Source organism: Micromonospora coriariae, from assembly GCF_900091455.1.
Lineage (GTDB): Bacteria > Actinomycetota > Actinomycetes > Mycobacteriales > Micromonosporaceae > Micromonospora > Micromonospora coriariae.
On sequence record NZ_LT607412.1, the window covers coordinates 5824528 to 5850317 of the forward strand.

General features: G+C 72.7%; 17 protein-coding genes. 10 read left to right on the forward strand and 7 right to left on the reverse strand.

Going from position 1 to position 25790, the window contains the following annotated elements; translation table 11 throughout:
- The first annotated feature begins 61 nt into the window (after positions 1–61).
- The 3 genes from GA0070607_RS26985 to fxsT all read left to right on the forward strand — a co-directional run bounded on the left by GA0070607_RS26985 (position 62) and on the right by fxsT (position 8108).
- On the forward strand, positions 62–2695 hold the full coding sequence (locus GA0070607_RS26985) for a discoidin domain-containing protein (protein ID WP_089020698.1): 2634 nt from the start codon (positions 62–64) through the stop codon (positions 2693–2695).
- A 247-nt stretch (positions 2696–2942) separates the two neighbouring features.
- Positions 2943–4184: a TIR-like protein FxsC gene (locus tag GA0070607_RS26990; RefSeq protein WP_089020699.1), complete on the forward strand. Its 1242-nt coding sequence runs from the start codon at positions 2943–2945 to the stop codon at positions 4182–4184.
- Between the two features lie 12 nt (positions 4185–4196).
- Positions 4197–8108, forward strand: a complete 3912-nt coding sequence (fxsT, locus tag GA0070607_RS26995; protein ID WP_089020700.1) for an FxSxx-COOH system tetratricopeptide repeat protein — start codon at positions 4197–4199, stop codon at positions 8106–8108.
- Here fxsT and GA0070607_RS27000 read toward each other — a convergent pair.
- A complete protein-coding gene (locus tag GA0070607_RS27000) occupies positions 8105–8590 on the reverse strand; it encodes an Lrp/AsnC family transcriptional regulator (RefSeq protein ID WP_089020701.1) in 486 nt (161 codons plus the stop codon). The two genes, fxsT and GA0070607_RS27000, sit on opposite strands and share 4 nt — an antisense overlap.
- Before the next feature lie 111 nt (positions 8591–8701).
- Here GA0070607_RS27000 and GA0070607_RS27005 point away from each other — a divergent pair, with 111 nt between their 5' ends.
- Positions 8702–9619: an SMP-30/gluconolactonase/LRE family protein gene (locus GA0070607_RS27005; RefSeq protein WP_089022131.1), complete on the forward strand. Its 918-nt coding sequence runs from the start codon at positions 8702–8704 to the stop codon at positions 9617–9619.
- A 39-nt stretch (positions 9620–9658) separates the two neighbouring features.
- Here the strand turns inward: GA0070607_RS27005 and GA0070607_RS27010 are convergent, their stop codons facing one another.
- The 5 genes from GA0070607_RS27010 to GA0070607_RS27035 form a co-directional block, all read right to left on the reverse strand.
- Complete coding sequence (locus GA0070607_RS27010; RefSeq protein ID WP_089020702.1) at positions 9659–11305, reverse strand: aKG-HExxH-type peptide beta-hydroxylase; 1647 nt, start codon at positions 11303–11305, stop codon at positions 9659–9661.
- 3 nt (positions 11306–11308) lie between these two features.
- Entirely contained in the window at positions 11309–12568 is a 1260-nt protein-coding gene (locus GA0070607_RS27015; protein ID WP_089020703.1) for an FxsB family cyclophane-forming radical SAM/SPASM peptide maturase, read from the reverse strand.
- Positions 12569–12570: 2 nt separating this feature from the next.
- Positions 12571–12762 carry an FxSxx-COOH cyclophane-containing RiPP peptide gene (fxsA, locus tag GA0070607_RS27020; RefSeq protein ID WP_157743277.1) on the reverse strand — a complete coding sequence of 64 codons (192 nt, stop codon included), beginning with the start codon at positions 12760–12762 and terminating at the stop codon, positions 12571–12573.
- Between the two features lie 539 nt (positions 12763–13301).
- Positions 13302–15086: an N-acetylglutaminylglutamine amidotransferase gene (locus tag GA0070607_RS27030; RefSeq protein WP_089020705.1), complete on the reverse strand. Its 1785-nt coding sequence runs from the start codon at positions 15084–15086 to the stop codon at positions 13302–13304.
- Between the two features lie 193 nt (positions 15087–15279).
- Positions 15280–15708, reverse strand: coding sequence for a MarR family winged helix-turn-helix transcriptional regulator (locus GA0070607_RS27035; protein WP_089020706.1), 429 nt, complete (start codon positions 15706–15708; stop codon positions 15280–15282).
- 82 nt (positions 15709–15790) lie between these two features.
- On the opposite strand from GA0070607_RS27035, the gene GA0070607_RS27040 reads away from it, so the two are divergent.
- A complete protein-coding gene (locus tag GA0070607_RS27040; RefSeq protein ID WP_089020707.1) occupies positions 15791–17584 on the forward strand; it encodes an ABC transporter ATP-binding protein in 1794 nt (597 codons plus the stop codon).
- 46 nt (positions 17585–17630) lie between these two features.
- On the opposite strand, the gene GA0070607_RS27045 is transcribed toward GA0070607_RS27040, so the two are convergent.
- The gene (locus GA0070607_RS27045) at positions 17631–18371 is read right to left on the reverse strand and encodes a TetR family transcriptional regulator (protein ID WP_089020708.1); all 741 of its coding nucleotides are present in this window, start codon (positions 18369–18371) and stop codon (positions 17631–17633) included.
- A gap of 110 nt (positions 18372–18481) precedes the next feature.
- On the opposite strand from GA0070607_RS27045, the gene GA0070607_RS27050 reads away from it, so the two are divergent.
- The 5 genes from GA0070607_RS27050 (at position 18482) to GA0070607_RS27070 (ending at position 25767) form a co-directional block, all read left to right on the forward strand.
- The gene (locus GA0070607_RS27050) at positions 18482–19417 is read left to right on the forward strand and encodes an ABC transporter ATP-binding protein (protein WP_089020709.1); all 936 of its coding nucleotides are present in this window, start codon (positions 18482–18484) and stop codon (positions 19415–19417) included.
- Positions 19414–21039, forward strand: a complete 1626-nt coding sequence (locus GA0070607_RS27055; protein ID WP_089020710.1) for an ABC transporter permease — start codon at positions 19414–19416, stop codon at positions 21037–21039. Before GA0070607_RS27050 ends, GA0070607_RS27055 begins: the two co-directional genes overlap by 4 nt.
- Positions 21040–21108: 69 nt before the next feature.
- A complete protein-coding gene (locus GA0070607_RS27060; protein ID WP_157743278.1) occupies positions 21109–24174 on the forward strand; it encodes an NACHT domain-containing protein in 3066 nt (1021 codons plus the stop codon).
- 119 nt (positions 24175–24293) lie between these two features.
- On the forward strand, positions 24294–24857 hold the full coding sequence (locus GA0070607_RS27065; RefSeq protein WP_197701176.1) for a hypothetical protein: 564 nt from the start codon (positions 24294–24296) through the stop codon (positions 24855–24857).
- Between the two features lie 148 nt (positions 24858–25005).
- Positions 25006–25767: a hypothetical protein gene (locus tag GA0070607_RS27070; RefSeq protein ID WP_157743279.1), complete on the forward strand. Its 762-nt coding sequence runs from the start codon at positions 25006–25008 to the stop codon at positions 25765–25767.
- Positions 25768–25790: the final 23 nt, after the last annotated feature.

Here is a 25790-nt window from a genome sequence, read left to right on the forward strand (position 1 = left end):
ACCGCGGGACGAGCCGATCCCACAGCGCGGCGTCCGTAACCCCCTACCGACAGGCGATGTCATGACATCTCGCGCTACATCCGCGCGGCCGCGCCCCCGGCGCGCCGTCCGGCACCTGATCCTCGGGCTCACCGTGGCCCTGGTCGCGGCGCTCACGCCGACCGGCACCACGGCGCCCGCGCAGGCTGCCCCCACCCTGCTCTCCCAGGGCCGCCCGGCCACCGCCTCGTCCACCGAGAACGCCGGCACCCCCGCGTCCGCAGCGGTCGACGGCAACACCGGCACCCGCTGGGCCAGCGCGTTCAGCGACCCCCAGTGGCTCCAGGTCGACCTGGGTGCCCGGGCCACCATCAGCCAGGTGAACCTGCTCTGGGAGGGGGCCTACGGCCGCGCCTTCCAGCTGCAGACCTCCGACGACGGGGCAACCTGGACCACCGTCTACAGCACCACCACCGGCACCGGTGGCACGCAGAACCTCACCGTCACCGGCGCCGGCCGGTACGTGCGGATGTACGGCACCGCCCGGGGCACCGGCTACGGCTACTCGCTCTGGGAGTTCCAGGTCTACGGGGAGACCGGCGGCGGCACGCCGACCTGCGGCGGCGCCAACGCCGCACAGGGTCGCCCGGCCACCGCATCGTCCACCGAAAACGCCGGGACCCCCGCGTCCGCAGCGGTCGACGGCAACGCCGGCACCCGCTGGGCCAGCGCCGCCAGCGACCCCCAGTGGCTGCGCGTGGACCTCGGCAGCACGCAGTCGATCTGCCGGGTGGTGCTCACCTGGGAGGCCGCGTACGCCCGGGCGTTCCAGCTCCAGACCTCGGCCGACGGCAACACCTGGACCGCCATCTACTCGACCACCACCGGCACCGGCGGCACGCAGACCCTCGCCGTCACCGGCAGCGGCCGCTACCTGCGGATGTACGGCACCGCCCGGGGCACCGCCTACGGCTACTCGCTGTGGGAGCTGGCGGTGAACACCACCGGCGGCACCAGCGAGCCACCGGTCGACACCACCGACCCGCGCAACCCGAACCTCGGTCCGAACACCTTCGTCTTCGACCCGAGCACCCCCACCGCCACCATCCAGAGCCGACTGAACACCCTCTTCACCCAGCAGGAGACCAACCAGTTCGGCCCGCAGCGCTACGCGGTGCTCTTCAAGCCCGGCACCTACACTGCCGACGTCAACCTCGGCTTCTTCACACAGGTCGCCGGGCTCGGGATGAGTCCCGACGACGTGAACCTCAACGGCCATGTCCGCACCGAGGCGTTCTGGATGGGCGGCAACGCCACCCAGAACTTCTGGCGCGCCGCGGAGAACCTCTCGGTGACCCTGCCGGCCGGGACGACCGTGGAGCGGTGGGCCGTGTCCCAGGCGGCGCCGTACCGGCGGATGCACCTGCGGGGCGCGCAGAACCAGATCCAGCTCTGGAACGGCGGCGACGGCTGGTCCAGCGGCGGCCTGCTGGCCGACACCCGCATCGACGGCCTGGTCGTCTCCGGCTCGCAGCAGCAGTGGTACTCACGCAACAGCGAGTTCGGCAACGGCTGGACCGGCTCGGTGTGGAACATGGTCTTCCAGGGCGTCAACGGCGCTCCGCCGCCGCACTTCCCCAACCCGTCGCACACCGTCATCCCGCAGACCCCGCAGGTACGCGAGAAGCCGTTCCTCTACGTCGACGGCACCGGCGAGTACCGGGTGTTCGTGCCGGCTCTGCGCAGCAACTCCACCGGCACCAGCTGGTACAACAAGACCCCCGCCGGCTCGTCGATCTCACTGTCGCAGTTCTTCGTCGTCCAGCCCGGCACCAGCGCGGCCACCATCAACGCGGCCCTGGCCCAGGGCCGGCACTTGCTCTTCACCCCGGGCGTCCACCGGGTCACCGAACCGATCCAGGTCAACCGGGCGGGCACGGTGATCCTCGGCCTCGGCCTGGCCACCATCCAGGCCGACAACGGCACAGTGGCGATGCGGGTGGCCGACGTGGACGGTGTCAAGGTCGCCGGGGTCATGTTCGAGGCCGGCACCACGAACTCGCCGGTGTTGATGGAGGTCGGGCCGGCGGGCTCGGCGGCCAGCCACGCCGCCAACCCGACCTCGCTGCACGACGTGTTCTTCCGCATCGGCGGGCCGCACGTCGGCAAGGCCACCAACACGTTGACCGTCAACAGCGACAACGTGATCGGTGACCACATGTGGCTGTGGCGGGCCGACCATGCCGCCAGCGGTGTACCCACCGGATGGATGTTGAACACCGCCGACACCGGGCTGACCGTCAACGGCGACAACGTCACCATGTACGGCCTCTTCGTCGAGCACTACCAGAGGTACCAGACCGTCTGGAACGGCAACGGCGGGCGGACGTACTTCTACCAGAACGAGATGCCCTACGACCCGCCCAACCAGGGCGCCTGGATGAACGGTGCGACCCGCGGGTACGCCGCGTACAAGGTGGCCGACTCGGTCACCAGCCACCAGGCGTGGGGGCTGGGCAGCTACTGCTACTTCAACGTGAACCCGGCCGTCATCGCGGACCGGGCCATCGAGGCGCCCACCAACCCGAACGTGCGGTTCACCAACATGGTCACCGTCTCGCTCGGCGGCGTCGGCACCATCAACCGGGTGATCAACAACGCCGGCGGCACCGCGAACGCGGCCACCCAGCAGGTGTACCTGACCACCTATCCCTGACCGGGGCGCCTCGACCGGCCCGGTCCCGCCGACGAACCGGGCCGGTCGGGTCGCACCGCCGGCCGGGCCGGCCCGGTCGCGCCGACGAACCGGGCCGGACCGGCCGCCTCCGCGCCGCCGCTCACCCGCGAACCGTCGGGCATGTGACTCCCGGCGCGCCTGATCCGATGATCGCGTGACGGCTGGGCTGGCATCGACGGTCCTATACTGGGCGCACCGGTCGTGGGACCCGTGAGCGGAGGCGGGCGTGCCACTCTTCTTCCTGAGCTACGCCCAAGAGGACAACCGCAACGGTCAGGTGCAGGCGTTCTTCGGCGATCTCAGCGAGGCGGTGGCCGGGCTGGCCGGGGTCCGCTGGCACGAGGCCGGGTTCATCGACGGGCAGATGCTGCTGGGCACCACGTGGACGGACGCCCTCGCCGGCGCTCTGTCCACCAGCGCCTGTCTCATCGCGCTCACCTCCCCCCGGTACGTCGTCAGTGACTACTGCGGCCGGGAGTTCCGGGTGTTCGCCGACCGGATCGACGAGCACGAACGGCAGTTTCAGGTCCGCCCGCCGGCGCTGGTGCCGGTCCAGTGGATCCCCTGCGACCGGCTGCCCGAGGTGGTCGGCACCTACCAGTACCGCAACTTCCCGACCGGCACGGTCTACGCCCAGGACGGGCTGCTCACCCTCAAGCAACGCCGCCGGCACGAGGACGAGTACCGGGACTTCGTCGACGCCCTGGCCAAACACATCGTGCAGACCGCCCGCGACCACACGCTGCACCAGCCGGCGCAGCGCCCGACCCTGGCCAAGGTGACAAGCGCCTTCGGTCAGCCGGCCCGCCCGCAGGCACAGACCGGGCCGGCCCTGGCCGGCGCAGTGCAGCGGGCCACCAGCGCCCGGCACGTGCACATCGTGCTGGTCGCCGGCAGCTCCGCCGAACTTGCCGGCAGCCGTCCCGGCGCCGAGGAGCGCTACGGCGCGGTCTCCCGGGACTGGCGGCCGTACCGGCCCGAGCTGGAGGTGCCGATCGGCAGCTGGGCCGGGGCCATCGCCACCACCAAGAGCTACGGCTGGACGGTGGAGGACGCGGAGGACCTGGCCGCGGTCCGGGAATGGGCTCGCGCCCACAACCAGATAGTCGTGCTGGTGGTCGACGTCTGGTCGGCCGACCTGCCGCGCTACCAGCTCACCCTGATCCGCTACGACCGCGACGTGGGCTCGCCCCGGGCGCCGGTGCTCGTGCCCTGGACGGCCGCCGACGACGCCGCGTCCGGTGGCAACCGCAAGATGTGGGACACGCTGGCCCGGGTGCTCCCGCATCACGTGCTGCACAACACCCGCGACCTGTGGCGCACCGAGATCGCGACCTCCGCCCGCTTCCAGGAGGAGCTGGAGGACGTGCTGGTGGTCGAACAGGGCCGGATCTACCGCACGGGCACGGTCTACCAGGAGCCACCCACTGACGGCTCCGGCCAACGTCCGATCCTCGAAGGTCCCTAGGGGAGGCACGCCATGGCGGTGAACGAGACGGCACGCGGCCAGATCGTGACCTTCTACTCGTACAAGGGCGGCACCGGCCGGACGATGGCGCTGGCCAACGTGGCCTGGATCCTGGCCAGTCAGGGCCTGCAGGTGCTGGTGGTCGACTGGGATCTGGAATCCCCGGGCCTGCACCGCTACTTCCACCCGTTCCTGCGGGACAAGGAGCTGCGGGCCACCCCGGGCGTGATCGAGATGATCTGGGATTACTCGATCGCCACCATGCAGCGCAACCGGGACGAGGACTCCCAGGAGCTGCTCACCGGGCACGCCAAGATCCAGCGACGGGCGGTCTCGCTGAACTGGGACTTCAGCCACGGCGGCGTCATCGACTTCGTGGCCGCCGGGCAGCAGGATTCGGCGTACTCCCGGCTGGTGAGCACGTTCGACTGGGCCAACTTCTACGAGCGGCAGGGCGGCGCGTCGTTCATCGACGCGGTCCGCGCGCAGATGCGCGCCGAGTACGACGTGGTGCTGATCGACAGCCGTACCGGCCTCAGCGACGTGGCCGGCATCTGCACCGTGCAGCTGCCCGACCTGGTGGTCAACTGCTTCACCATGTCCACCCAGAGCATCCGCGGCGCGGCGGCCGTGGCCCGCTCCATCCGCAGCCAGCGCCCGGACGATCCGCCGCTGCTGCTGCCGGTGCCCATGCGGGTGGAGGACGCCGAGCTGCGCAAGCTGGAGACCGGCCGGGACCTGGTCCGGGCCGAGTTCGCGCCCTTCCTGGACCACCTCTCCGACTCGGCGGCGGCCCGCTACTGGAACACCATCGAGGTGCCGTACCGCGCCTTCTACGCCTACGAGGAGATCCTCGCCGCCTTCGGCGACCGGCCCGAGCAGGTCGGCACCCTGCTCGCCGCGTACGAGCAGCTCGCCTCGGTGGTCACCGGCGGTCGGGTCACCACGTTGCATCCGATGCCCGAGGAGGACCGGCGCCGCTCGCTGACCGAGTTCGAGCGCAGTCGGCTCACCGCCGAGCAGGCCGTGCTGGTGAGCTACGCGTCCGCCGACCGGCTCTGGGCCGAGTGGATCACCGACCAGTTGGAGGAGGCCGGGCTGCGGGTGGACCGCCGGGCGGTGGACGTCCCGCTGCGTGCCGGCGGGCGGGCCGAGTTCGACAGGGCCGTCGGTGGCGCCAGCCGGGTGCTGGCCGTGCTCACCCGGCACTACGCGGGCACCTCGCTCGCTGCCGAGGTGTGGAAGACCGCCTCCAGCCGGGACCAGCTCGGCGGCGGGGGCCTGCTGGTGCCGCTGCGGGTGGACGAGTCGCGGCCACCCGTGCCGTACAGCGACCGCAGCCCCGTGGACCTTACCGACGTCGATCCGTCCACCGCCCGGACCCGGCTGCTGGAGGCGGCCGGCGCCTCGGCGGTCGCGGTCGGCGGGCGCGCGGTCGGTCGGTTCCCCGGCCCGTTTCCGGCGGTGTCCAACGTCCGCCAGCACGGCACCCCGTTCGTCGGCAGGGCCGCGCAGCTCGAGGCGCTGCGCGACAGGCTCACCGCCGCACCCGACTCGGCGACACAGGTGGTGCACGGCCTCGGCGGAGTCGGCAAGACCCAACTCGCCGCCGAGTACGCGCTGCGCTTCGGCCGCGACTACGACCTGGTCTGGTGGATCCCGGCGGACAGCGAGGACCGCATCCGTGGCGGCCTCGCCGACCTCGGCCAGGCGATGGGGCTGGGCACCGGCGGCGGCGCCGACGCGGTCCGCCGGGTGCTCGACGCGCTGCGCCGGGGCGGCCCGGACCGGCGCTGGCTGATCATCATGGACAACGCCAACGAACCCACCCGGGGCACGAGGGCGCTGTTGCCGCAGGGCCCGGGCCACGTGCTGCTCACCACCCGCGACCAGAGCTGGAGCGAGTACGCCACCGCGACCGAGTTGACCGTCTTCGACCGCGCCGAGAGCGTCCAACTGCTGCGCGACCGGGTCCGGGGGCTCACCGACGACGAGGCGACGCAGGTGGCCGAGAAACTCGGTGACCTGCCGCTCGCGGTCGAGCAGGGCGCGGCGTACCTGCGGGCCACCGCGATGCAGGTCGACAGGTACCTCGCCTCGCTGGACACCCCGGGGCTGCTGCGGATCCTCGACGGCCGGCAGTCCGCCGGCTACTCCAAGGCGCTCGCCGCCACCTGGCTGGTCACCCTGGCACAGCTGCGTTCCGAGAAGCCGGCGGCCGCGCGGCTGCTGGAACTCTGCTCGTTCTACGCGCCGGAGCCGATCCCGGTCGCCATGCTCACCGGCGACCGCTTCGCGAGCTTCATGGCCCCGTTCGACCCGACGCTGACCGACCCGATCCTGCAGGGCCTGGTCACCGCCGAGCTGGGCCGCTACGGGCTGGCCCAGGTGGACGCGGAGAACAACTCGGTCCGCATCCACCGGCTGGTCCAGGTGGTCATCCAGGATCAACTCGACGACGCGGACGAGGCCCGCCGGCAGGCCCAGTCGCTGCTCGCCGCGGCCAGCCCGCGAGACCCGGACAAGCCGGTCAACTGGCCGCGGTATGCCGAGCTGTGGCCGCACGTGCGTCCCAGCGGGTTGCACCTGTCCAGCATGGACGAGGCGCGTCAACTGGTCGTGGACATCGTGCGCTACCTCTACCGCCGCGGCGACTACGACACGAGCCGGGCGTTGGCTCAGGAGTCGCTGGCCGGTTGGCGGGACACCGACGACGACGACCCGACCAAGCTGCGGATGCGCTTCCACCTGGCCAACGTGCTGCGCGCGCAGAGTCACTTCGACCAGGCGTACGAGATCGACCGGGACGTGTACGACCGGCAGCGGCGGATCTTCGGCGAGGAGCATCTCTACACCCTGATGACCGCCCGCAGCCTGGGCGCCGACCTGCGTGCCCAGGGCCTGTACCACGAGGCCGAGGCGCAGGACCGGCGCACCCTGGAGTTGAGCGTGCGCACCTTCGGTGACGACAGCGGCCGGACCCTGATCGCGGAGAACAACCTCGCCGTGTCGCTGCGGCTGGTCGGTGACTTCCGCGGCGCCGCTCTGCTGGACCAGCACATCCATGAGCGGCGGCAGGCCCGCTTCGGCGAGGAGGACCCGTCCACCCTTGCCTCGGCCAGCAACTACGGGCGGGGGCTGCGGGACACCGGCGAGCTGTGGCGCTCGCACAGCGTGCTGCAACGCACCTACGCCGTCCAGCAGAAGGTGATCGGCGCGGACCACCCGGAGACCCTCCGGACGGCCAAGGAGCTGGCACTCACGCAGCGCCAGCTCGGCCGCTTCGCCGACGCGCACCGGCTGATCGAACGGACCGTGGTCCGCTACCAGCGCGTCCTCGGTGGCGAGCACGCCGACACGTTGTCCGCCGAGATGGCGCTGGCCACCACCTGGTCGGCGGTCGGCGACAACCAGACCGCGCTCCGGGTGGCCCGGCGGCTGCGGGACGGCTACAACGAGGTGCTCGGCGAGACGCACGCGATCACCCTTGCCTGCCTGAACAACCTCGGCGTGCTGCTGCGTAAGCAGGGCGGCCACGTCCAGGCCCGGGACCTCGCCCAGCGGGTCCGCGACCAGTTGCTGGCCACCCTCGGCGAGCGGCACCCGCACACCCTGCTGGCCACCCTCAACCTCGCCAACGACCTGTTCGCCCTGGGCGACCGGGACACCGCGCTGCTGCTGGACACCACCGCGTACGTGGAGCTGACCCGGGCGCTTGGCGCCGAGCATCCGGACACCCTCTCCGCGTCGGTCAACCTGGCGTTGAGCCGGCTCGCCACCGAGAGCGAGGCGGACGCCGGGCGCGCCCTCTACGACGAGGCGTTCGGGCAGTTGGTGCAGCTCTTCGGTGGGGACAACCCGCGGGTGGTGCAGGCCCGCCAGCGGGAGCGCGCGAACGCCTACATCGAACCGGCTCTGCTCTAGGGCGTTGTCCGCGCCCCCGATGGGGCCGGCTGGGTGCCCTGGTCGAGCACGCGCACCGGGCGTTCGAAGAACGTCTCGAGCACGACGATGGTCTGGGTGCCGGTGACTCCGTCGATGTCGAAGATGCCGCGCAGCACCGCCTGCAGGTCTTCGGTGGTCGCGGTGCGGATCTTCACCAGCAACGAGGCGGCGCCGGCGATGACATGCGCTTCTTGGATGCCGGGAATGGCCGCCAGGGCGGCAGAGGTGTCGCCCATCCACGTGTTGCCGTCGACCATCACGAAGGCCGACACGCCCCGGTCCACGGCGACCGGATCGACGTCGATGGTGGTACGGCGGATCACGCCGCGTTCGCGGAGCTTGCGCACCCGGTCGTGCGCCGCGCCCGCCGACAGACCCACCGCCTTCCCCAGCGCCACGTAGGACTGGGTGGCGTCGTCCTGCAGGCGCGCCAACAACGCCCGGTCGATGTCGTCTACCACGCAGCCACTCCTTCGAGATGTCATCCAACCGATTGGCCTGCTGACCGTATCAGATTCGGTACGCGTAGGCTTTGGCCGAACCTTATCGGTGAAAACCTGGGAGGCGTGACGATGGTCGAGACTGTTCCGGCGGAGTTCCACCTGCTCGACGAGCGTTTCCGTTACCTCGACGGCGACTTCGTCCTCGAACGGCTGCACACAGGCGCACGCAAGACCGAGGGCCCGGCGTACTTCCCAGCCGGCCGGTACCTGGTGTGGAGCGACATCCCCAACGACCGGCTGCTGCGCTGGGACGAGACCACCGGCGCGGTCGGCGTCTACCGCCACGCTTCGGGCTACGCCAACGGCAACACTGTGGACCGCCAAGGGCGGCTTGTCACGTGTGAACAGGGCAACCGGCGAGTCACCCGCACCGAGCATGACGGCACCATCACCGTGCTCGCCAACCGCTACGAGGATCGGCGGCTCAACAGCCCCAACGACGTCGTGGTACGCGCCGACGGCACGATCTGGTTCACCGATCCGAGCTACGGCATCCACTCCGACTACGAGGGCAACAAGGGCGAGAACGAGTTCGGCGGCGCATGCCACGTGTTCCGCCTCGACCCGGCCACCGGCGACCTGCGGATCGTCGTCGACGACTTCTGCCGACCCAACGGCCTGGCCTTCTCCGGTGACGAGCAGCGGCTCTACATCGTCGACACCCGGCAGGAGCCCAGCCACATCCGCGTTTTCGACGTCACCGCCGACGGATCCCTGACCGGCGGGAGGGTCTTCGCCGAATGCGACTTCGGTCGCTTCGACGGCATCCGCGTCGACGACGCCGGGCGTGTGTGGGCCGCGTCCTGGGACGGCGTGCACTGCTTCGACCCCGACGGCACCCTCATCGGCAAGCTCCTGCTGCCCGAATCGGTCGCCAACCTCACCTTCGGCGGGCCGAAACGCAACCACCTGTTCATCACCGCCGGCGCTTCCGTGTACGCGCTACGAGTCACCTTCAACGGCGCCCAATACCCGACGGCCACATGAGGCGAGGGCAGATAGGCGTCGACCTGCGCACGGCGCGGGTCATGGAGAAGTCGAGGTGTCGAGGCACCACCGCGCCAACGCCAGCAGGTCGGCGTCGGGCACCGCCCGGTGGACCGCGCGAACCAGGTCCGGGCGGGTCGCCAGGGCAACGGCCGCGGCCGGATGCCCGGTTCGCCGGGCGGCGAGCGCCAGTCCCACCCACGCGTCGGTATCCCCGGGATCGCCGCTCAGCCGTCGTCGGTACCCATCCAGGGCACGCACCGGATCGCCTTCCGCGTAGGCCCGGTCCGACCGGTCCAGAGTGGACGGATCCGCGTCGCCGCGCAGCAGTCGCCCGCGTACCGCCGCCTCCGGTCCGGTTTCCACGGCGAGCGCCGGGGCGGCCGGACGCGGCGCGACCGTCGGCGCAGGGGCGCCGTCCGGGCGCGGCTGCTCGCGCCGCCAGGCCCGCACCGCGCGGTCGACCTCATCCGGGTGCGGAGTCAGGTTGGCCAGGCCCCAACGCACCGCGCCGCCGTCGGCGATGTCCCGCACCGCCGCCTCGACGCGTTCGTCGACCGGCTCGCGCCAGCCGCGCAGGCTGCCCGCCATCCCGGCCACGAAGCGCCGCCCGGCGTCGGTCAGCTCCACCGCGTCGGTGAGCTGCCGGACCGCCCGGACGGTCTGCTCCCGCCAGTACGCGAACTCGAACGCGGCGGCCACGCCCTCCGCCCGTCGGCAGCGCCACACCTCGGCCACCCCCAGGTGCGCGTACGCGCCCTGGACCAGGGCGCCGACCGGGCGGGGGTCGAGCCGCCACGGCGCCCGGTAGCGGGCCGGCCCGCCGGGGCCGTGCAGCGGCACCAGGTCCAGCAGCGCACCGAGTTTGGTGTGTTGCAGCTCGTGCACCAGCAGCAGGGCGAGGGTCTTCGGGTCGGCCGGCACGGACAGGGCGATGGCGCCCAGCGCGTCCCGACTGGTCGCGCTCACCGCGTGCCCGGACGGCGGCGGCCGCAGCGGGACCAGCGAGCGCAGCAGCTCGGCCAGCCCGTCGGCGTGCGCCGGCAGGTGGACGCGCAGCCACCGCCACGCCTGCGCGGTCAGCCGGCTCAGGTCGGCAGCGTCGGCGTCGGCGAGTCGGGGCGCGGGCGGGTGGTGGTAGCGGCGCCGCCACGGGTCCTGATCGTCGATGGTCACCTCGACGCCGGCGGCCGGGGCGATCCGCCGCGCTGGCAGCCAGCGGGCCGGCCCGTCCCGGGCGATGATCCGCACGGTGCCGTGTCCGGCGCTCACCACCGTCGGGCCGGGGGTGAGATCCGCCGCGCCGCCGAGGGTGGGCAGCAGCAGCGTGCCATCCGGGCAGGGCAGTGTCAGTTCGAAGGCGAGACCCGCCCGGCTCGCCGCGGCTGCGGCGAGCGCGGCCAGGTAGCCGGCGTCGGCCGGCCGATCGATGGCCGCGCGCGCCCAGCCGGTGAGCGGCGGGTGCGCCAGCACAGCGGCGACCGCCGCCGGGTCGGCCCGCTCGGCCCGGGTGAGCAGCTCCAGGCCGCGCCGGACCAGCGGGTCGTCGCCGTACGCGCGGGCGGCGGCGACCGTCAGCAGCCGGCGCCGGCCCAACTGCCCGCCGCGCAGCACGTCGAGGGCGGTGGGGTCACCGTGCCCGCCGGCCAGCCCGGCGAACTGCGCTCCGGACAGCGGCCCCGACACGGCTCACCGCCCCGCCGGCACGGCCTGACCGGGCTGACCGGGCTGGGCGGCGACGCGGCGGCGTAGCGCGTCCAGGTCGGCGGTGACCACCGACCGCACGTGCCCGATCAAGCGGAACAGGTCGGGGCAGTAGACCGACGGGTGGGCGAAGCCGGCGCCGTCGCGGAAGCGGTGCGCGTACAGGCCACCGCCGCACGCCCCGACGACCGGGCAGGCCCGGCAGGCCGCCGCGAGAGCCGCCAACCCGGTCGGACGCCCGGCCAGCGACGGGTGGCGCAGCGCCTCGTCGAAGCTGTGCCGAAAGACGTCCAACCCGGTACGCATCGCCGACGTGGTGGTCGTCTTGAGGGTGTCGGTGCCCTCGATCGTGCCGTCGGTCTCGATCGTCATGATGTCCGGCTCGGCGGCGCCCAGCGCCTGGGTGCCGCCGCGCCCACCGAGCAGCAACGCGAGCAGCGACTCGAACAGCCGGATCCCGGTGCGCCGGGGCGTCTCCCGGTACCAGGTGTCAAAGACGGCGATCAGCCAGTCCGCGTACGGGGTGGCGGGGTCGCCGGGGCGGCGGCCGGGCGGGGGAGCGCTCCAGTTGCCGTGCGGCAGCAGCAGGTCCAGCAGGGGCGGGTCGAACTCCAGCAGGCTCCGGTAGACGCTTACCGGATCGTTGGCCAGGTCGACGGTGCAGAGCAGGCCGGCGTACCGGGCCCGGTGCTCGGGTCGGGCCAGCAGGCGCAGCGCGGCGGCCACCTCGGTGAAGCTGCCCCTGCCGTCGGCGTGCCGGCGGTGCCGGTCGTTGGCCGTCCGGCCGCCGTCCACGCTCACCCCGACGTCGATGCCGTGCGTGTGGCAGAGGGCCAGCACCGCCTCGTCCAGCAGCAGCCCGTTGGTCTGCATCACGACGTCCAGGATGGTGCCGGCGGGCATCGCGGCGCGTAGCGTACGCACCGTCCGGTCGAGCACGGCGACGCCGGCCAGCAGCGGCTCCCCGCCGTGCAGCACCACGCGGACCCGGTCGGTGCGGTGCCGGGCGACGTGCGCGGCCAGCCGGTCGGCCACCCGGGCCACGGTGGCTGACGCGATCACCCGTGGCCGCTCCCGCCAGCCCTGGTCCGCGTGCCGGTAGACGTAGCAGTAGTCACAGGCCAGGTTGCAGCGTGAGTGCACCTTCAGCACCAGCTGGCGTACCCGGGGCGCCGTCGAGGTGTCGGGTGGTTCGGTCACGGCCGGGCGGCGTCGGGCGGCCGACGGCGAGGCGTCGGCCGACACGGTCAGAAGCTCGATTCGAACGCGGACACGTCGCCGGGCCGGCCCGGCTCACCCTCGGTGACCAGCGCGGCAAGCACGTGGGCCAGCACACCGTCACCCGCGCCGGCCAGCAGATCCGCCAACGGCACGTCGCCGAGCTGCACCAGGGCGGCGCCGGCGGTGACGGGCGTGGGCGGTTGGGCGTGCTCAGCCACCGTGGGCCGCCCCACGGTCAACCACCGGCACCTGCGTCACCGCTGCGCTCACAACGCCTTTCTACACCATCGCGCCCGGCCCGTGACGACGCGACACCGCAGCCCGCACAGGCTGGCCACCGTGCCGTTACCTGGCGTACCACCGACGCCGTCGGAATGCCCCGCGACCTCGGCCGACGCGGGCGACGTTCGAATTCCTCCGGGCGGCCTGTCGATCCGGGCGGTGGCCGTTCGTGTGGAGGAGGAGGCCGTCCAGGACGCCTTCACCATCGCGCTGCGACGGTGGCCGCGGACCGGCCCGCCACCCAGCCCCGCCGGCTGGATCATCACCACCGCCCGGAACCGGGCATCGACCGGCTGCGCCCGGAAGCGTCCCGTGCCGACCGGCACGCCCAGGCCGCCCTGCTGTACGCCGCCGACCCACCCGCCGAGGAGACACCGGTGAGCGACGAGCCGAACAGACGTTCCTCGCCGGGCAGGCGGCGGCCGTGGCACCGGACCGACCGTGCGGGGCCGGCTGACGGTGCGCCGTCGCCCGCTCAGCGGATGTCGTGTGTCTGGAGCCAGAGTTCCAGCAGCCCGAGCTGCCACAGCTTGTTGCTGCCGGCCGCCGCCTCGGCCCGGTCCGGCTCGGCGAGCAGCCGTGCCACGTACTCCGGGCGGAACAGCCCCCGCTCCCGCGCGGCCGGCGCCTGCAACGCCTCGGCCACCAGCTCCCGCACCGGCCCGTCCACGTTGCGCAGCGCCGGCACCGGGAAGTAGCCCTTCGGCCGGTCGATGACCTCGGCCGGCAGCACCTCCCGGGCGACCTCCTTCAGCACGCCCTTGCCACCCTGGGCCACCTTGTGCTCCGGCGGGCACTGCGCGGCCAGGGTGACCAGGTCCTGGTCGAGGAACGGAGTGCGCACCTCCAGGCCCCACGCCATGCTCATGTTGTCCACCCGCTTGACCGGGTCGTCCGGCAGCATCAGGTGGGTGTCCAGGCGCAGCACCGCGTCCAGCGCGGTCTGCGCACCGGGGGCGGCGAGGTGCTCGGTCAGCAGGTCGCGGCTGGCGTCGTGGTCCAGCGCGTACGCCGGGCCGACGATCCGGCGCAGCTCGTCGTGGTCACGGTCGAAGAATGCGGCGGCGAACGTCTCGGCGGCGCCGTGCCGCGGCACCTCGGTCAGTGGCTGGTGGTAGCCGTACCCGGCGAACACCTCGTCGGCGCCCTGCCCGGACTGGGCCACCTTCACGTGCTGGGCCACCTGCTCCGAGAGCAGGTGGAAGGCGACGACGTCGTGGCTGCCCATCGGCTCAGCCATTGCCTGGACGGCGCGCCGCACGGCGGGCACCAGGTCGTCGTTGGACAGCCGGATCCGGTCGTGGTCGGTGTCGTACGCGCGGGCCACCAGGTCGGAGTAGTGGAACTCGTCGCCGGACTCGCCGTCGCGGCTGTCGAAGCCGATGCTGAACGTGCGCAGGTGCCGCTGGCCGGCCTCGGCGAGCAGCGCCACGATGAGGCTGGAGTCCAGTCCGCCGGAGAGCAGCACCCCCACCGGCACGTCCGCGACCAGCCGCCGGCGTACCGCGGTGCGCAGCGCGTCCCCGATGGCGGCCCGCCAGTCGGCGGCGTCCATGCCGGCGTCGGCCGGTTCCCGCACGTAGTCCGGCCGCCAGTACACCTCCTCCCGGCTGCGCCCGTCCGCCTCGATCACCCGCAGGGTGGCCGGCGGCAGCTTGCGTACGCCGCGCAGCACGGTCCGTGGCGCGGGCACGATGGAGTGCCAGGACAGGTAGTGGTGCAGTGCCACCGGGTCGATGCTGGTGTCCACGTCACCGGCGCGCAGCAACGCGGGCAGGGTGGAGGCGAACCGCAGCCGCCCGGGTGTCTCGGCGAGGTAGAGCGGTTTGATGCCGAGTCGGTCACGGGCCAGCACCAGCCGCCGCCGGGCCCGGTCGACCAGCCCGATCGCGAACATGCCGACCAGGTGGTCGACGAAGCGGTCACCCCAGTGCGCGTACGCCACCAGGATCACCTCGGTGTCGCTGGTGGAGTGGAAGGCGTACCCGGCGTGGGTCAGTTCCTCGCGCAGCTCGGGATAGTTGTAGATGCAGCCGTTGAAGACCAGTGCCAGGCCCAGGTCGTCGCGCACCATCGGCTGGCCGCCCGCGTCGGACAGGTCGATGATGGTCAGCCGGCGGTGCCCGAGGGTCACCCAGCCGTCCGTGAACAGGCCCTCGCCGTCCGGGCCGCGTGACCGCATCGCCTCGGTCATCCGGGTGACCGCCGCCGCGTCGGGCGGCCTGCCGTCGAACCGGGCCTCGCCGCTGATCCCGCACATCAGGCGGCGTGGTGGGTCAGATGGGACACCAGCGGCACGGACATCCTCCTGTCACCTCCTCCGACCGTGTCGTGGCCGGTCCCGCCCACCGGACGGGCCGCGCTGGCTACCCGGGCGCGGGGTGGGCAAACCCGGTGTTAGGAAGGGCCCCTTCCTCTACACCAGGCGTTAACAAGGTGCCCTTCCTTGCAGCTCAGCCGAGCAGGGTGCGCAGGATGCGGGCGAGCTGGTCGCGGTCGGCGTCGTCCAGGTGACCGAAGAAGCGGTCGGCCTCGGCCCGGCGGGCGGCCCGGATGGCGGAGCTGACCCGGTTGCCCTCGTCGGTCAGCGCGACCAGGGTCGCCCTCCGGTCGGCCGGGTCGGGTCGCCGTTCGACGAGCCCCCGGGCCTGGAGGTCGTCGACGACCTCGGTGGCGGAGCGGGGCGCGATGCGCAGGTGCTCGGCGATGGCGCCGGGGCGCAGCTCACCATGCCGCGCCAGCACCCCGAGCGCCCGGGACTGGCTGGGGGTGACGTCCCACGGCGCCAACGACTCCCGCGCCTGCCGGCGCAGTCGCCCGGCCACCGCCCAGAACGTCTCCGCCAGGCTCTCGTCGTCGCCGTCCGCCGTGCGCTCCGTCACGGGGAATACGGTAGCAGGGGATGCGGTTGCTACCTCATGATGAGGTAACCTCAGCAATATTCCCGACGAGAGGCAGTGCCCCTTGGAATCCACCCCCACCGGCCGCGACCGCGGCCACCGCACCGTCAGCGCCGACGAGAAGGCGCAGGCCCGCCAGGTGTCCCTGCGCCGCATCGGCCGGCTGTTCACCGCCCACCGGCCCGCACTGGCCGCCGTGACCGCGATCATCGTGGCCTCCTCGATCATCGCGATGGCCACCCCGTTCCTGCTTCGCGCCGTCATCGACCGGGCCCTGCCGCAGGGCGACGTGACCCTGCTGGTCTGGCTTGTCCTCGGCATGGTCGCGGTGGCCGCGGTGACCGCCGCCCTCGGCGTCATCCAGACCTGGATCTCCACCCGAGTCGGGCAGCAGATCATGCACCGGCTGCGCACCGACGTCTTCGGTCACCTCCAGCGGCAGTCGCTGGGCTTCTTCACCCGGACCCGCACCGGCGAGGTGCAGTCCCGCATCACCAACGACATCGGCGGCATGCAGTCGGTGGTCACCTCCACCGCCACCGCGGTCGCGGCCAACCTCACCACCGTGATCGCCACCGCCGTCGCCATGATCGCGCTCTCCTGGCAGCTCTCCCTGGTCTCGCTCGTCGTGCTGCCACCGGCGATCTGGCTGACCCGCCGGGTCGCCCGCATGCGACGGGAGATCACCGCCCAGCGCCAGCGCGAGCTCGCCGACCTCAACGTCACAGTGGAGGAGGGGCTGTCGATCAGCGGCGTCCAACTGGCCAAGACCCTCGGCACCGGACCCGCCTTGATCGACCGGTTCACCGCCTCGTCGGCCCGCCTGGTCGACCTGGAGCTGCGTAGCGAACTGGCCGGTCGCTGGCGGATGGCCTCGATGAGCATCATCTTCGCCGCCGTACCGGCGGTCATCTACCTCGCCGCCGGCCTGCCCGGCACCGCCGGCACGCTGAGCATCGGCACCCTGGTCGCCTTCACCGCGTTGCAGGGTGGCCTGTTCCGGCCACTGATGGGCCTGCTCAACGTGGGCGTCTCACTGACCGCCTCGCTGGCGCTGTTCGCCCGCATCTTCGAATACCTGGACCTGCCGATCGACGTGGCCGACCCCGCCGAGCCGGTCCGACTCGACCCCGCCCGGGTCCGCGGGCACCTGCGCCTGGAGGACGTCACCTTCGGCTATCCGGGCAGCGACACCGCCGCCCTCGCGGGGATCACCCTGGACGTGCCCGCCGGCACCAGCCTCGCCCTGGTCGGCGAGACCGGCTCCGGCAAGAGCACCCTCGCCGGGCTGGTCAGCCGGCTGCACGACCCGAACGCCGGCCAGGTCACCATCGACGGGGTCGACCTGCGCGACCTGCGCCTGGCCGACCTGGCCGCCGTCGTCGGCGTGGTCAGCCAGGAGACGTACCTGCTGCACACCACCGTCCGGGAGAACCTGCGCTACGCCCGGCCGGACGCCACCGACACCGAGATCGAGGACGCCGCCCGCGCCGCCCAGATCCACGACCTGATCGCCAGCCTTCCCGACGGGTACGACACCGTGGTCGGCTCGCGCGGCCACCGGTTCTCCGGTGGCGAGAAGCAGCGGCTGGCCATCGCCCGCACGCTGCTGCGGGACCCGCGCATCCTGGTCCTGGACGAGGCCACCAGCGCGCTGGACACCGAGACCGAACGGGCCGTGCAGCGGGCGTTCGACGTCCTCGCCGAAGGCCGCACCACGATCACCATCGCGCACCGGCTCTCCACCGTGCGCGATGCCGACCAGATTGCGGTGCTCGACCACGGCCGGATCGTCGAGGCTGGCACCCACGACAGCCTGCTGCACCGCAACGGCCGCTACGCCACCCTGGCCGCCTGACTGTCGGGTTCACAACCGTCTCGAAACCGTCGCTAAAACCGTCTCATTATTGCTCGTCCAGGTGGCGGTAGACGGTGGCCCGTGAGACGCCCAGGGTGGCGGCGATGGCGTCCACCGAGTGGGTGCCCGCCGCGTGCATCCGCCGGGCCGCCTCGACCTGCTCCCGGCCCAGCGCCCGCGGTCGCCCCGGTCGCCGCCGACGCTCACCCGCCCCGACGCCGGAGGTCCCGGCGGTCGGGGCCGACGGCGCCGCCAGCAGGCGGCGTACGCCGTCGAGCATGTCGGCGCGCAGCACCTCGTCCGGCACGTCGGTGAAGAACACGACGGGGTCGCTGCACGCGGCGACCGCCTGCACCGCCCGGACCCGCTCCCGGCGCCCGGCGGCCGGTCCGGCGATGAGGTCGTTGGCCCGCATCGCGATCCTCATCAACCGGTGGTACGTGTCGTTCCGACCGACCAACGCGATGTCGTGGAAGAGCATGCCGAGCGGCCGACGGTGGGCCAGTATGGTGTCCACCCAGCCCTCCAGCACCGTCCACCGGGCCTGCTCGGTGGGCTGCTCCTGGGCCGCGTCGAGCAGCGCCTCCAGGTCGGCCAGCAGCGGCTCGACCAGTGCCGCGAGCAGGTGCTCCTTGGCCGGGAAGTGGTACAGGATCGCGGCCTTGGTCAGCCGCAGCCGCTCGCCGATCTGGCGCAGCGAGGTGCGCTGGTAGCCCTGTTCGGCGAAGAGGTCGAGCGCGGCGCGCAGGATCCGGGTGCGGGTGTCGTCCGCGGGATCGGCGGTCATGCCGGCCAGCCTAGCCCGCGTCCTGACCGGTGGCTGACGTCACCGTTGATTGTGCTGACCGTCGGTCAGTACAGTGGGGACGGTCGACGCATCCAACGGCTGGAGGGGCGATGCCCGTCATCTCGATCGACAACCTGGTCAAGACCTTCGGCGGCATCCGGGCACTCGACGGGCTCGACCTGCGGGTCGAGGCGGGGGAGGTGCACGGCTTCCTCGGGCCCAACGGTTCCGGGAAGTCCACCACCATCCGGATCCTGCTCGGGCTGCTCCGCCGCGACTCCGGCGAGGCGCGAGTGCTCGGCGCCGACCCCTGGCGTGACGCGGTGCGCCTGCACCGCCGGTTGGCGTACGTGCCGGGCGACGTCAACCTCTGGCCGAACCTCTCCGGCGGGGAGGCGATCGACCTGCTCGGTGAGCTGCGCGGCGGCCTCGACCGGCGTCGCCGCGACGAGCTGCTGCAACGCTTCGATCTGGACCCCACCCGCGGGTGCCGCACGTACTCCAAGGGCAACCGGCAGAAGGTCGCCATCGTCGCCGCCTTCTCCTCCAACGTGGAGCTGTACGTGCTCGACGAGCCGACTTCCGGCCTCGACCCCCTCATGGAGGCGGTGTTCCAGGACGAGGTGCGGCGAATCAAGCAGGCCGGCGCCACCGTGCTGCTCTCCAGCCACGTGCTCGCCGAGGTCGAGGCGCTCTGCGACCGGGTCAGCATCATCCGCGAAGGACGCACCGTCGAGTCCGGCAGCCTGACCGAGCTGCGCCACCTCACCCGCACGACGGTGATCGTCGAGACGGCCCGCCCGGTGACCGGCCTCGACGCGCTGCCCGGCGTGCACGACGTGCACGAGGTCGACGGGCGTACCCACCTGGAGGTCGAACCGGCGCACCTCGACGAACTGCTCGGCCAACTCGTCCGCTTCGGCGTCCGCGCGCTGACCAGCACCCCACCCACCCTGGAGCAGCTGTTCCTGCGCCACTACGGCGACGAGCACGTCTCCGCCGACGACCCCGGTCCGGCGCGAGCCCAGCGGGCCGGTGCCCGATGACCGCCCTCACCGGCACCCGCCGGCTGGCCCGGCTCGTGCTGCGCCGCGACCGGATCCGCCTGGCGATCTGGGTGCTCGGCACGCCCCTGCTCGGCTATGCCCTCGCCGGCAGCGTCGTCGGCATCTACCCCGACGAGGCGGCCCGTCAGGGCTACGCCACCACGTCGGCGTCCAGCCTGGTCGCCCGGGCCTTCAACGGCCCCATCGCCGGCACCGACGTCGGCGCGGTGGCGGTCGCCGAGACGTACGTGACGCTGGCCCTGATCGTCGCGCTGCTGAGCACCTTCGCGGTGACCCGGCACACCCGGCAGAACGAGGAGACCGGCCGCGCCGAGCTGCTCGGCGCCTCCGTGGTCGGCCGGTACGCGCCGCTCACCGCAGCGCTGCTGGTCGTGGTCGCGGCGAACGTGGCGGCCGCGGCGCTGCTCGCCGTCGCACTGGCCGGCGCGGGCCTGCCACTGGCCGGCTCCGTCGCGGCAGCCGGCGCGGTCGGCGGCGTCGGGGTGGCCTTCACCGGCGTCGCCGCGGTCACCGCGCAGGTCTCCGTCACCTCCCGGGGCGCCAACGCGCTAGCCGCCGCCGTCGTCGGGCTCTCCTTCGTGCTGCGCGCCGCCGGCGACGTTTTCGGCGACACCAGCGTCGACGGCACCCGGGTGGAGAGCGCCTGGCCCTCCTGGCTCTCCCCGCTCGGCTGGGGCAACCAGGTGCGGGCCTTCGGCGGGGAACGCTGGTGGGTGCTCGCCCTGCCCTTCGCGCTGCTGCTCGCCGGGGTGGCGCTGGCGTACGCCCTCGCGGAGCGGCGGGACCAGGGCGGCGGGCTGGTCGCACCCCGGCGCAAGCCCGCGACCGGTGCGGCGTGGCTGCTCAGCCCGGCCGGACTGGCCTGGCGGATGCAGCGCGGCACGCTGCTCGGCTGGGCGGTCGGGATCGCCGTGCTCGGCGTCTCGATGGGCGTGGCCGCCGACGAGTTCAACGCCATGATCGAGCAGAATCCGGCCGCCGCCGAGGCGATCAACGCGATGGGCGGCGGAGCCGACCTGGTCGACGCGTACCTGGCCGCGATGCTCGGGCTCTTCGCCCTGACCATCGGGGCGTACGTGGTGCAGGCCCTGCTCCGGGTACGCGGCGACGAAGCCGACGGGGTGCTGGAGGCCGCCCTCGCCACCGCCGTGAGCCGGACCCGATGGCTCGGCACCCAGGTTCTCGCCGCCGCGCTCGGCGCGCTCGCCCTGCTGCTGCTCGCCGGCCTGACCACCGGGCTCGGCTACGGCCTGGTCACCGGCGACCCGCTCGGCGAGGCCATCGCGCTGGGCGGCGCCGCGCTGCTGCGGCTGCCGGCCCTGCTCGTGGTGGCCGGGGTGGTGACCGCGCTCTTCGGCCTGCTGCCCCGCCGGTCGGTGGTGCTCTCCTGGACGGCGCTGCTGGTCTTCCTGCTCCTCGGGCAGCTCGGCGCGGTGCTGGAGCTGCCGCAGGCCGCGCTCAACGTCTCGCCGTACACGCATGTGCCGTCCGTGCCCGCGGTCGACCCGGCGATGCTGCCGCTGGTGGTGCTCGCCGGGGTGGCGGCGGCGCTGCTCGCCGTCGGCGTCGCCGGATTCCGTCACCGCGACGTCCCGAGCTGATCGGCCGCGACCGGGCAGCGCCGACCCGGCGGGGTGTCGCCGCGTGCAGCAGTGGATCACAATCAGGTGGTGCGGCGTCCGATGTGGAAGTGGGGCCTGCTGACCGTCGTCGCCGCACTGGCGGCCGGCGGGACAGGCTGGGTCTGGCTGCGCTACGACTTCGAGAAGGTCAACTGGGCCTGGGGCGTCATCGCCGGGTTCGTCGCCGTCTACGTCGTCCTGGACCAGGTCTTCACCAACCGGCCGGCGGCGTCCACGGCGCTCGTCACGCACCGACGTGCCGTCGCGGACCAGCTCGCCGATCTGGTCCGGCGCGACCCCAGCGACGACACGGTGCTCCGCGCCGTCGATGAGCCGTACCCGCTGCCCGTGCGCTGGTCCACCGCGCCGGCCCGCCTGTTGCCGTCCTGGCGGGCGATCGGCCGCTCCAGCGACGCAGTCCCGCTGGACCTGTCCGGCCGCGACGGCGCGCTCTGGACCCGATACCGCAGCATCCCGTCCGGACGGCTGCTCCTGCTCGGCAGCGCCGGTTCCGGGAAGTCGATCACCGCCTTGCGAATGGCCCGGGAGCTGCCGGCGCACCGCGAGCCCGACACCCCCGTCCCGGTGCCGACACCGGTCGCGTCATGGGACCCCGACCGGGAGGGCTTCACCGACTGGCTGGTCGACCGGATCGCCCGGCGGTACCCGCAGCTCGCCGCCGAGCACCCCCACCCGGAGGCGGTGCTACGCGACCTCGTCGAGGCGGGCCTGTTGGTGCCCGTCCTGGACGGCCTGGACGAGATGCCCGAGCAGCGGTTGGTCTCCTGCCTGGAGCAGTTGAACGCCCTGGCCACCCAGCGGTTCGTGCTCACCTGCCGATCATCGGTGTACGAGCGCTACCTCACTCAGGGACAGAAGCTGCGCGGCACTGCCGTCGTGGTGCTGGAACCGCTGAGCCCCGCCGAGGTGGCCGACTATCTGGTCGACGCGGCCCCGTATCACCAGGCGAAGAACTGGTCCACCGTAGCCGCCACCATCGGGGACGACACCGAACTGACCGGCGTACTGTCCACACCGCTGATGGTGGCGATGGCGCGCAGCGCCTTCGACCAGCCCGGCACCGACCCGCGCGACCTCGTCCCGCTGGCCCGGGAGCAGGGTCGCTGGTCGGTGGAGGACGACTTGCTGACCCGGGCCGTCGATGCCGCACTGCGCTCCGGGCGGGGCGGCCAGGGGCTGCGCCGGTGGGAGCCGGACACGTCCCGGCGGTACCTCGCCTTCCTCGCCGCGCACCTGGAATCACTCGACCAGCGCGAGTTCCGCTGGTGGCAACTGCCCGCCGCGCTGCCCGGTCCGTTCTGGGCGATCTTCGACGGCCTGCGCAGCGGGCTGGCCGTTTGGGTAGCACTCTCGTACGCCCATGACGCGCTCACCGAGAGCGCCGCGCTCGTGAGCGACATCGGCACGCGCCACCTGCTGAACGCGATCGCCCGCAATCCCCACGGCCTGGCCGTCGCGGCCTTCCTGCTAGCCGCGTGCGCCGCGCTGCTGCGCGGTCGCACGGCGCGGGACACGCCTCGTCGGGTGCTGTTCGTCGGCGGCCGGCGGGCCCTGCGGTACGGGCTGATCGCCGGCCTGGTCGGGGGCGCGTTCTGGGCGTTCGCCACCCTGACCCTGCTGTCGACCGTCACCCCGTCGCCGGAGCTGGTCCGGTTGCTGGACGGGGTGCCGGGCCTGCCGGCGTGGTCCGACCCGGTGCGCGGCGCGGTGGTGGTCGGTGTCCTCTTCTGGACGTACAGCGCCGTCACGGCCGGCCTGCGGGTCGACGTCGCCGCTCCCGCCGCCGAGCTGGGTGCCACCAGCGCGGCGGAAACCATCGACGCGGACCGTGCGGCGAGCGTCGCGTCCGCTCTCACCACCGTCGCCACCGCAGTCCTGCGCCTGCTCGTCGCCGTGGCGGTGCTTCGGTTGGGCGGGCTGCTGCCGGCCGCGCCGCCGATGACGTCGCTGGCGTACGCCGGAATGGGTCTGGGGCTGGCCTGGTGGCTGCACCGGCGCGGCGGTGCCGCCTGGATCCGGTTCACGGTGGGGAAGGCCATGCTCGCCGCAAGAGGACGCACCCCCTTCCAGCTGCTGGCGTTCCTGGCCTACGCGGAGTCGGTCGGCCTGCTGCGACACGGCGCCGGCGCGTACCGGTTCCGGCACGGCCGCCTGCAGAGTCGGCTGGCCGCCGGGTCGCTGACCGGGCGGCGGGGCAGCCGGCTGCGGGAGGAGTTCGGCATCGAGCTGGCCCGGGCCGGCTACTGGACCGAGGCGCTGGGCGCCTTCGCCGCCGTCGCACGGGCCAGGGCGGAGAGCATCGGGTCGGTCGATCGCCTGACCGTGGCGGCGCTGCGCAAGGCGCTGCTGGCCGGGGCCGCCGCCGGGCAGTGGACCCGCCTCGCGGACCTGCTGGCGCTGATGCCCGCACCGACCACACCCAGCACCACCACGCCAGTGTCCGCGCAGCGTGAGCGGATCGCCCGGCTGCTCACCGCCAACGCGCCGCTTCCCGAGCTGCGGGCCGCCGCCGAGCAACTGCGCCACCTTGATGACGACGACACGCGAGCGGATCGCGGCACCGACGAGTTCCTGGCGGCCCTGCACTTCGCCGAAGGCGACACCGACGCGGCACGGGCCCTGCTGGGCCGGTTGCTCGCCAGCGGCAGCGCCGGCGACGGCGCCGGCCGATCCGTGCCCCTTGCGGCCGGGCTGCTGGCCCGCCTCCTTCTCGACGACGGCGACCCCGAGGCCGCCGTCGTCGTCTGCCACCACGAGCTGTTGCTCACCGACCAGGCTCCCGACCGCGCCGACCTCCTGCTGCTGCAGACGTGGAACTGGTCGGTCCAGGTGCTGCGCCAGGTCACCGACGAACCGGGCGAGGTGCTGCGGCGGGTCCGCGCCGCGCTCGCCGAGCAACGCGAGCGGCGTTTCGCGCTGACCCGGCGGGAGCTGGCGGAGATCGGGCTGCAGGCGTGCCACGCGTCCGTCGGGCACGCGACGCTCGGGCCGCTCGCGGTGGCGGCCAGCCGGCGACTGGTCGGCGTCCTCGCCGACCCCGAGATCGTGGTACGGACCGCCCGGCGCAGCGCACCGATGTGGCACGCCGGCTAGAGGTGGCGGGCCTTTCAGGCAGGCACATCAGCGGCGACTAACGGGGCGGCCCTTAAGTCGGAGGCTCGTTCTACCCTGCCGGGTGACAGCGATCCGCCTCCTGACAAGAGAAGACAGTCGTGCGACGGGGATATTGGCGAGAGTCCGGGGATGCGGTCAGCGCCGAGGAGGCCTCGGACATCTGGGCACCGCACGCGTACGACATCCTGCTGGAGGTGGCGCGGCGGTATCACGCGATCATCACTTACGGTGAGGTTGGCAAGGAGGTGCAGGACAGGTCAGGCGTCCGGACCTCCGCGCTCCTGCAGAACTGGATCGGTTCCGTCCTCGGCCGGGTGGTCCGGCGCGCGCACAACCAGGGTCACCCACCGCTGACGGCGCTGGTCGTGCACAAGGACGACGGCAAGGTCGGCGTTGGATACGCCGAGGTGCTGCAAGTGGCCGGGCAGCCGCCGGTCGAGGACGACATGCAACGCGAGCTACATGCCGCGTCGGCCCGGCTGGATTGCTACCGCTACTTCGAAGCGTCAGGGCTTCCGGCGGACGGCGGCCAGCCAGCCCTCGCACCGAGGCTCGAGGAGGCCGTACGGCGTCAGCGCCGGATCGATCCGCAACCTCGTCCCACCTGTCCCCGGTGCAGCATCCAGCTTCCGGTGAGCGGCGCCTGCGACTACTGCGACTGACACCTGTCGGCGCGTTCCAACCTGTCGGTGGGACGCCAACCGTCCGCCAACGGCGCAGGTTCCGATCTGAGCTGATCATGGCCCTATGATCTTCCGCTGCGGCACCGGGCCGGTCCCGGACCGCCAGCTCGGAGGAAGGGGTTGGCTGATGGCGAAGCACGACAGGGAATCACTGGCCAATCGGTTCGACGCCGCCTGGAAGGCACTCGAATCGGAACTGAAGCATCGTTGGAGGGAGCGGACGGGAGGCGGCTCGGGGCAGCAGACCGCATTCAGCATGCTGACCTGGGCTCGGGACCAGAAACTGCTCACCACCGATCAGGAGCGGTTCCTGGACCGCTGCCGCAGCGTCCGCAACGCCTACGCGCACGTGTCGTTCGAGGGCTATTCGGGACCGATCGCGTCCCCGCCCCGAGAGATCGTGGAGCGCCTGGAAAAGATCCTGGGCGGTCTGCGGCATCCGCAGACAGTCGGGGAGATTGCCACCAAGGCCAGCACCTGCCTGCCGACCACGCAACTGCGGGAGGCGCTGCAGACGATGCACCGGGGCGATTTCTCCCAACTGCCCTACCAGGACGCGCAGCGCGGCTGGCTCCTCGTGACCCGGGAACAGGTCGGCCGCTGGGCGGAGGCCAAAGCTGAAGCGGACGGCATGGTGCTGCTCGATCTGAGCGCCGCCGTGTCGGAGCTCGCGGATCACCCAGAGGTCGGTCCGGTGCGGCCGAGTCAACTCGACGCATCGGCCACGCTCGCGAGCGCCGTGGCCGCGCTCGAGTCGGCCCTGCACCGGCCGGACGACGCCGACGGCGGTTACCCGCTGGTCCTGGTGACGGGCAAGGGGGCCGGGGCACCGGTGCAGGTGCTCGCCGTGGACGATCTGCCGCGGGCGTACCGCGAACTCGGCCGCTGATCCGATGAGGCTGACCGATGGGG

Excerpts from the sequence above, each read along its gene's own strand:
- GA0070607_RS27045 (WP_089020708.1), bottom strand. The coding sequence starts at position 18,371 with ATGACCGCCGATCCCGCGGACGACACCCGCACCCGGATCCTGCGCGCC.
- GA0070607_RS26985 (WP_089020698.1), top strand. The coding sequence starts at position 62 with ATGACATCTCGCGCTACATCCGCGCGGCCGCGCCCCCGGCGCGCCGTC.
- GA0070607_RS27055 (WP_089020710.1), top strand. The coding sequence starts at position 19,414 with ATGACCGCCCTCACCGGCACCCGCCGGCTGGCCCGGCTCGTGCTGCGC.
- GA0070607_RS27070 (WP_157743279.1), top strand. The coding sequence starts at position 25,006 with ATGGCGAAGCACGACAGGGAATCACTGGCCAATCGGTTCGACGCCGCC.
- fxsT (WP_089020700.1), top strand. The coding sequence starts at position 4,197 with ATGGCGGTGAACGAGACGGCACGCGGCCAGATCGTGACCTTCTACTCG.
- GA0070607_RS27030 (WP_089020705.1), bottom strand. The coding sequence starts at position 15,086 with ATGTGCGGGATCAGCGGCGAGGCCCGGTTCGACGGCAGGCCGCCCGAC.
- GA0070607_RS27050 (WP_089020709.1), top strand. The coding sequence starts at position 18,482 with ATGCCCGTCATCTCGATCGACAACCTGGTCAAGACCTTCGGCGGCATC.
- GA0070607_RS27005 (WP_089022131.1), top strand. The coding sequence starts at position 8,702 with ATGGTCGAGACTGTTCCGGCGGAGTTCCACCTGCTCGACGAGCGTTTC.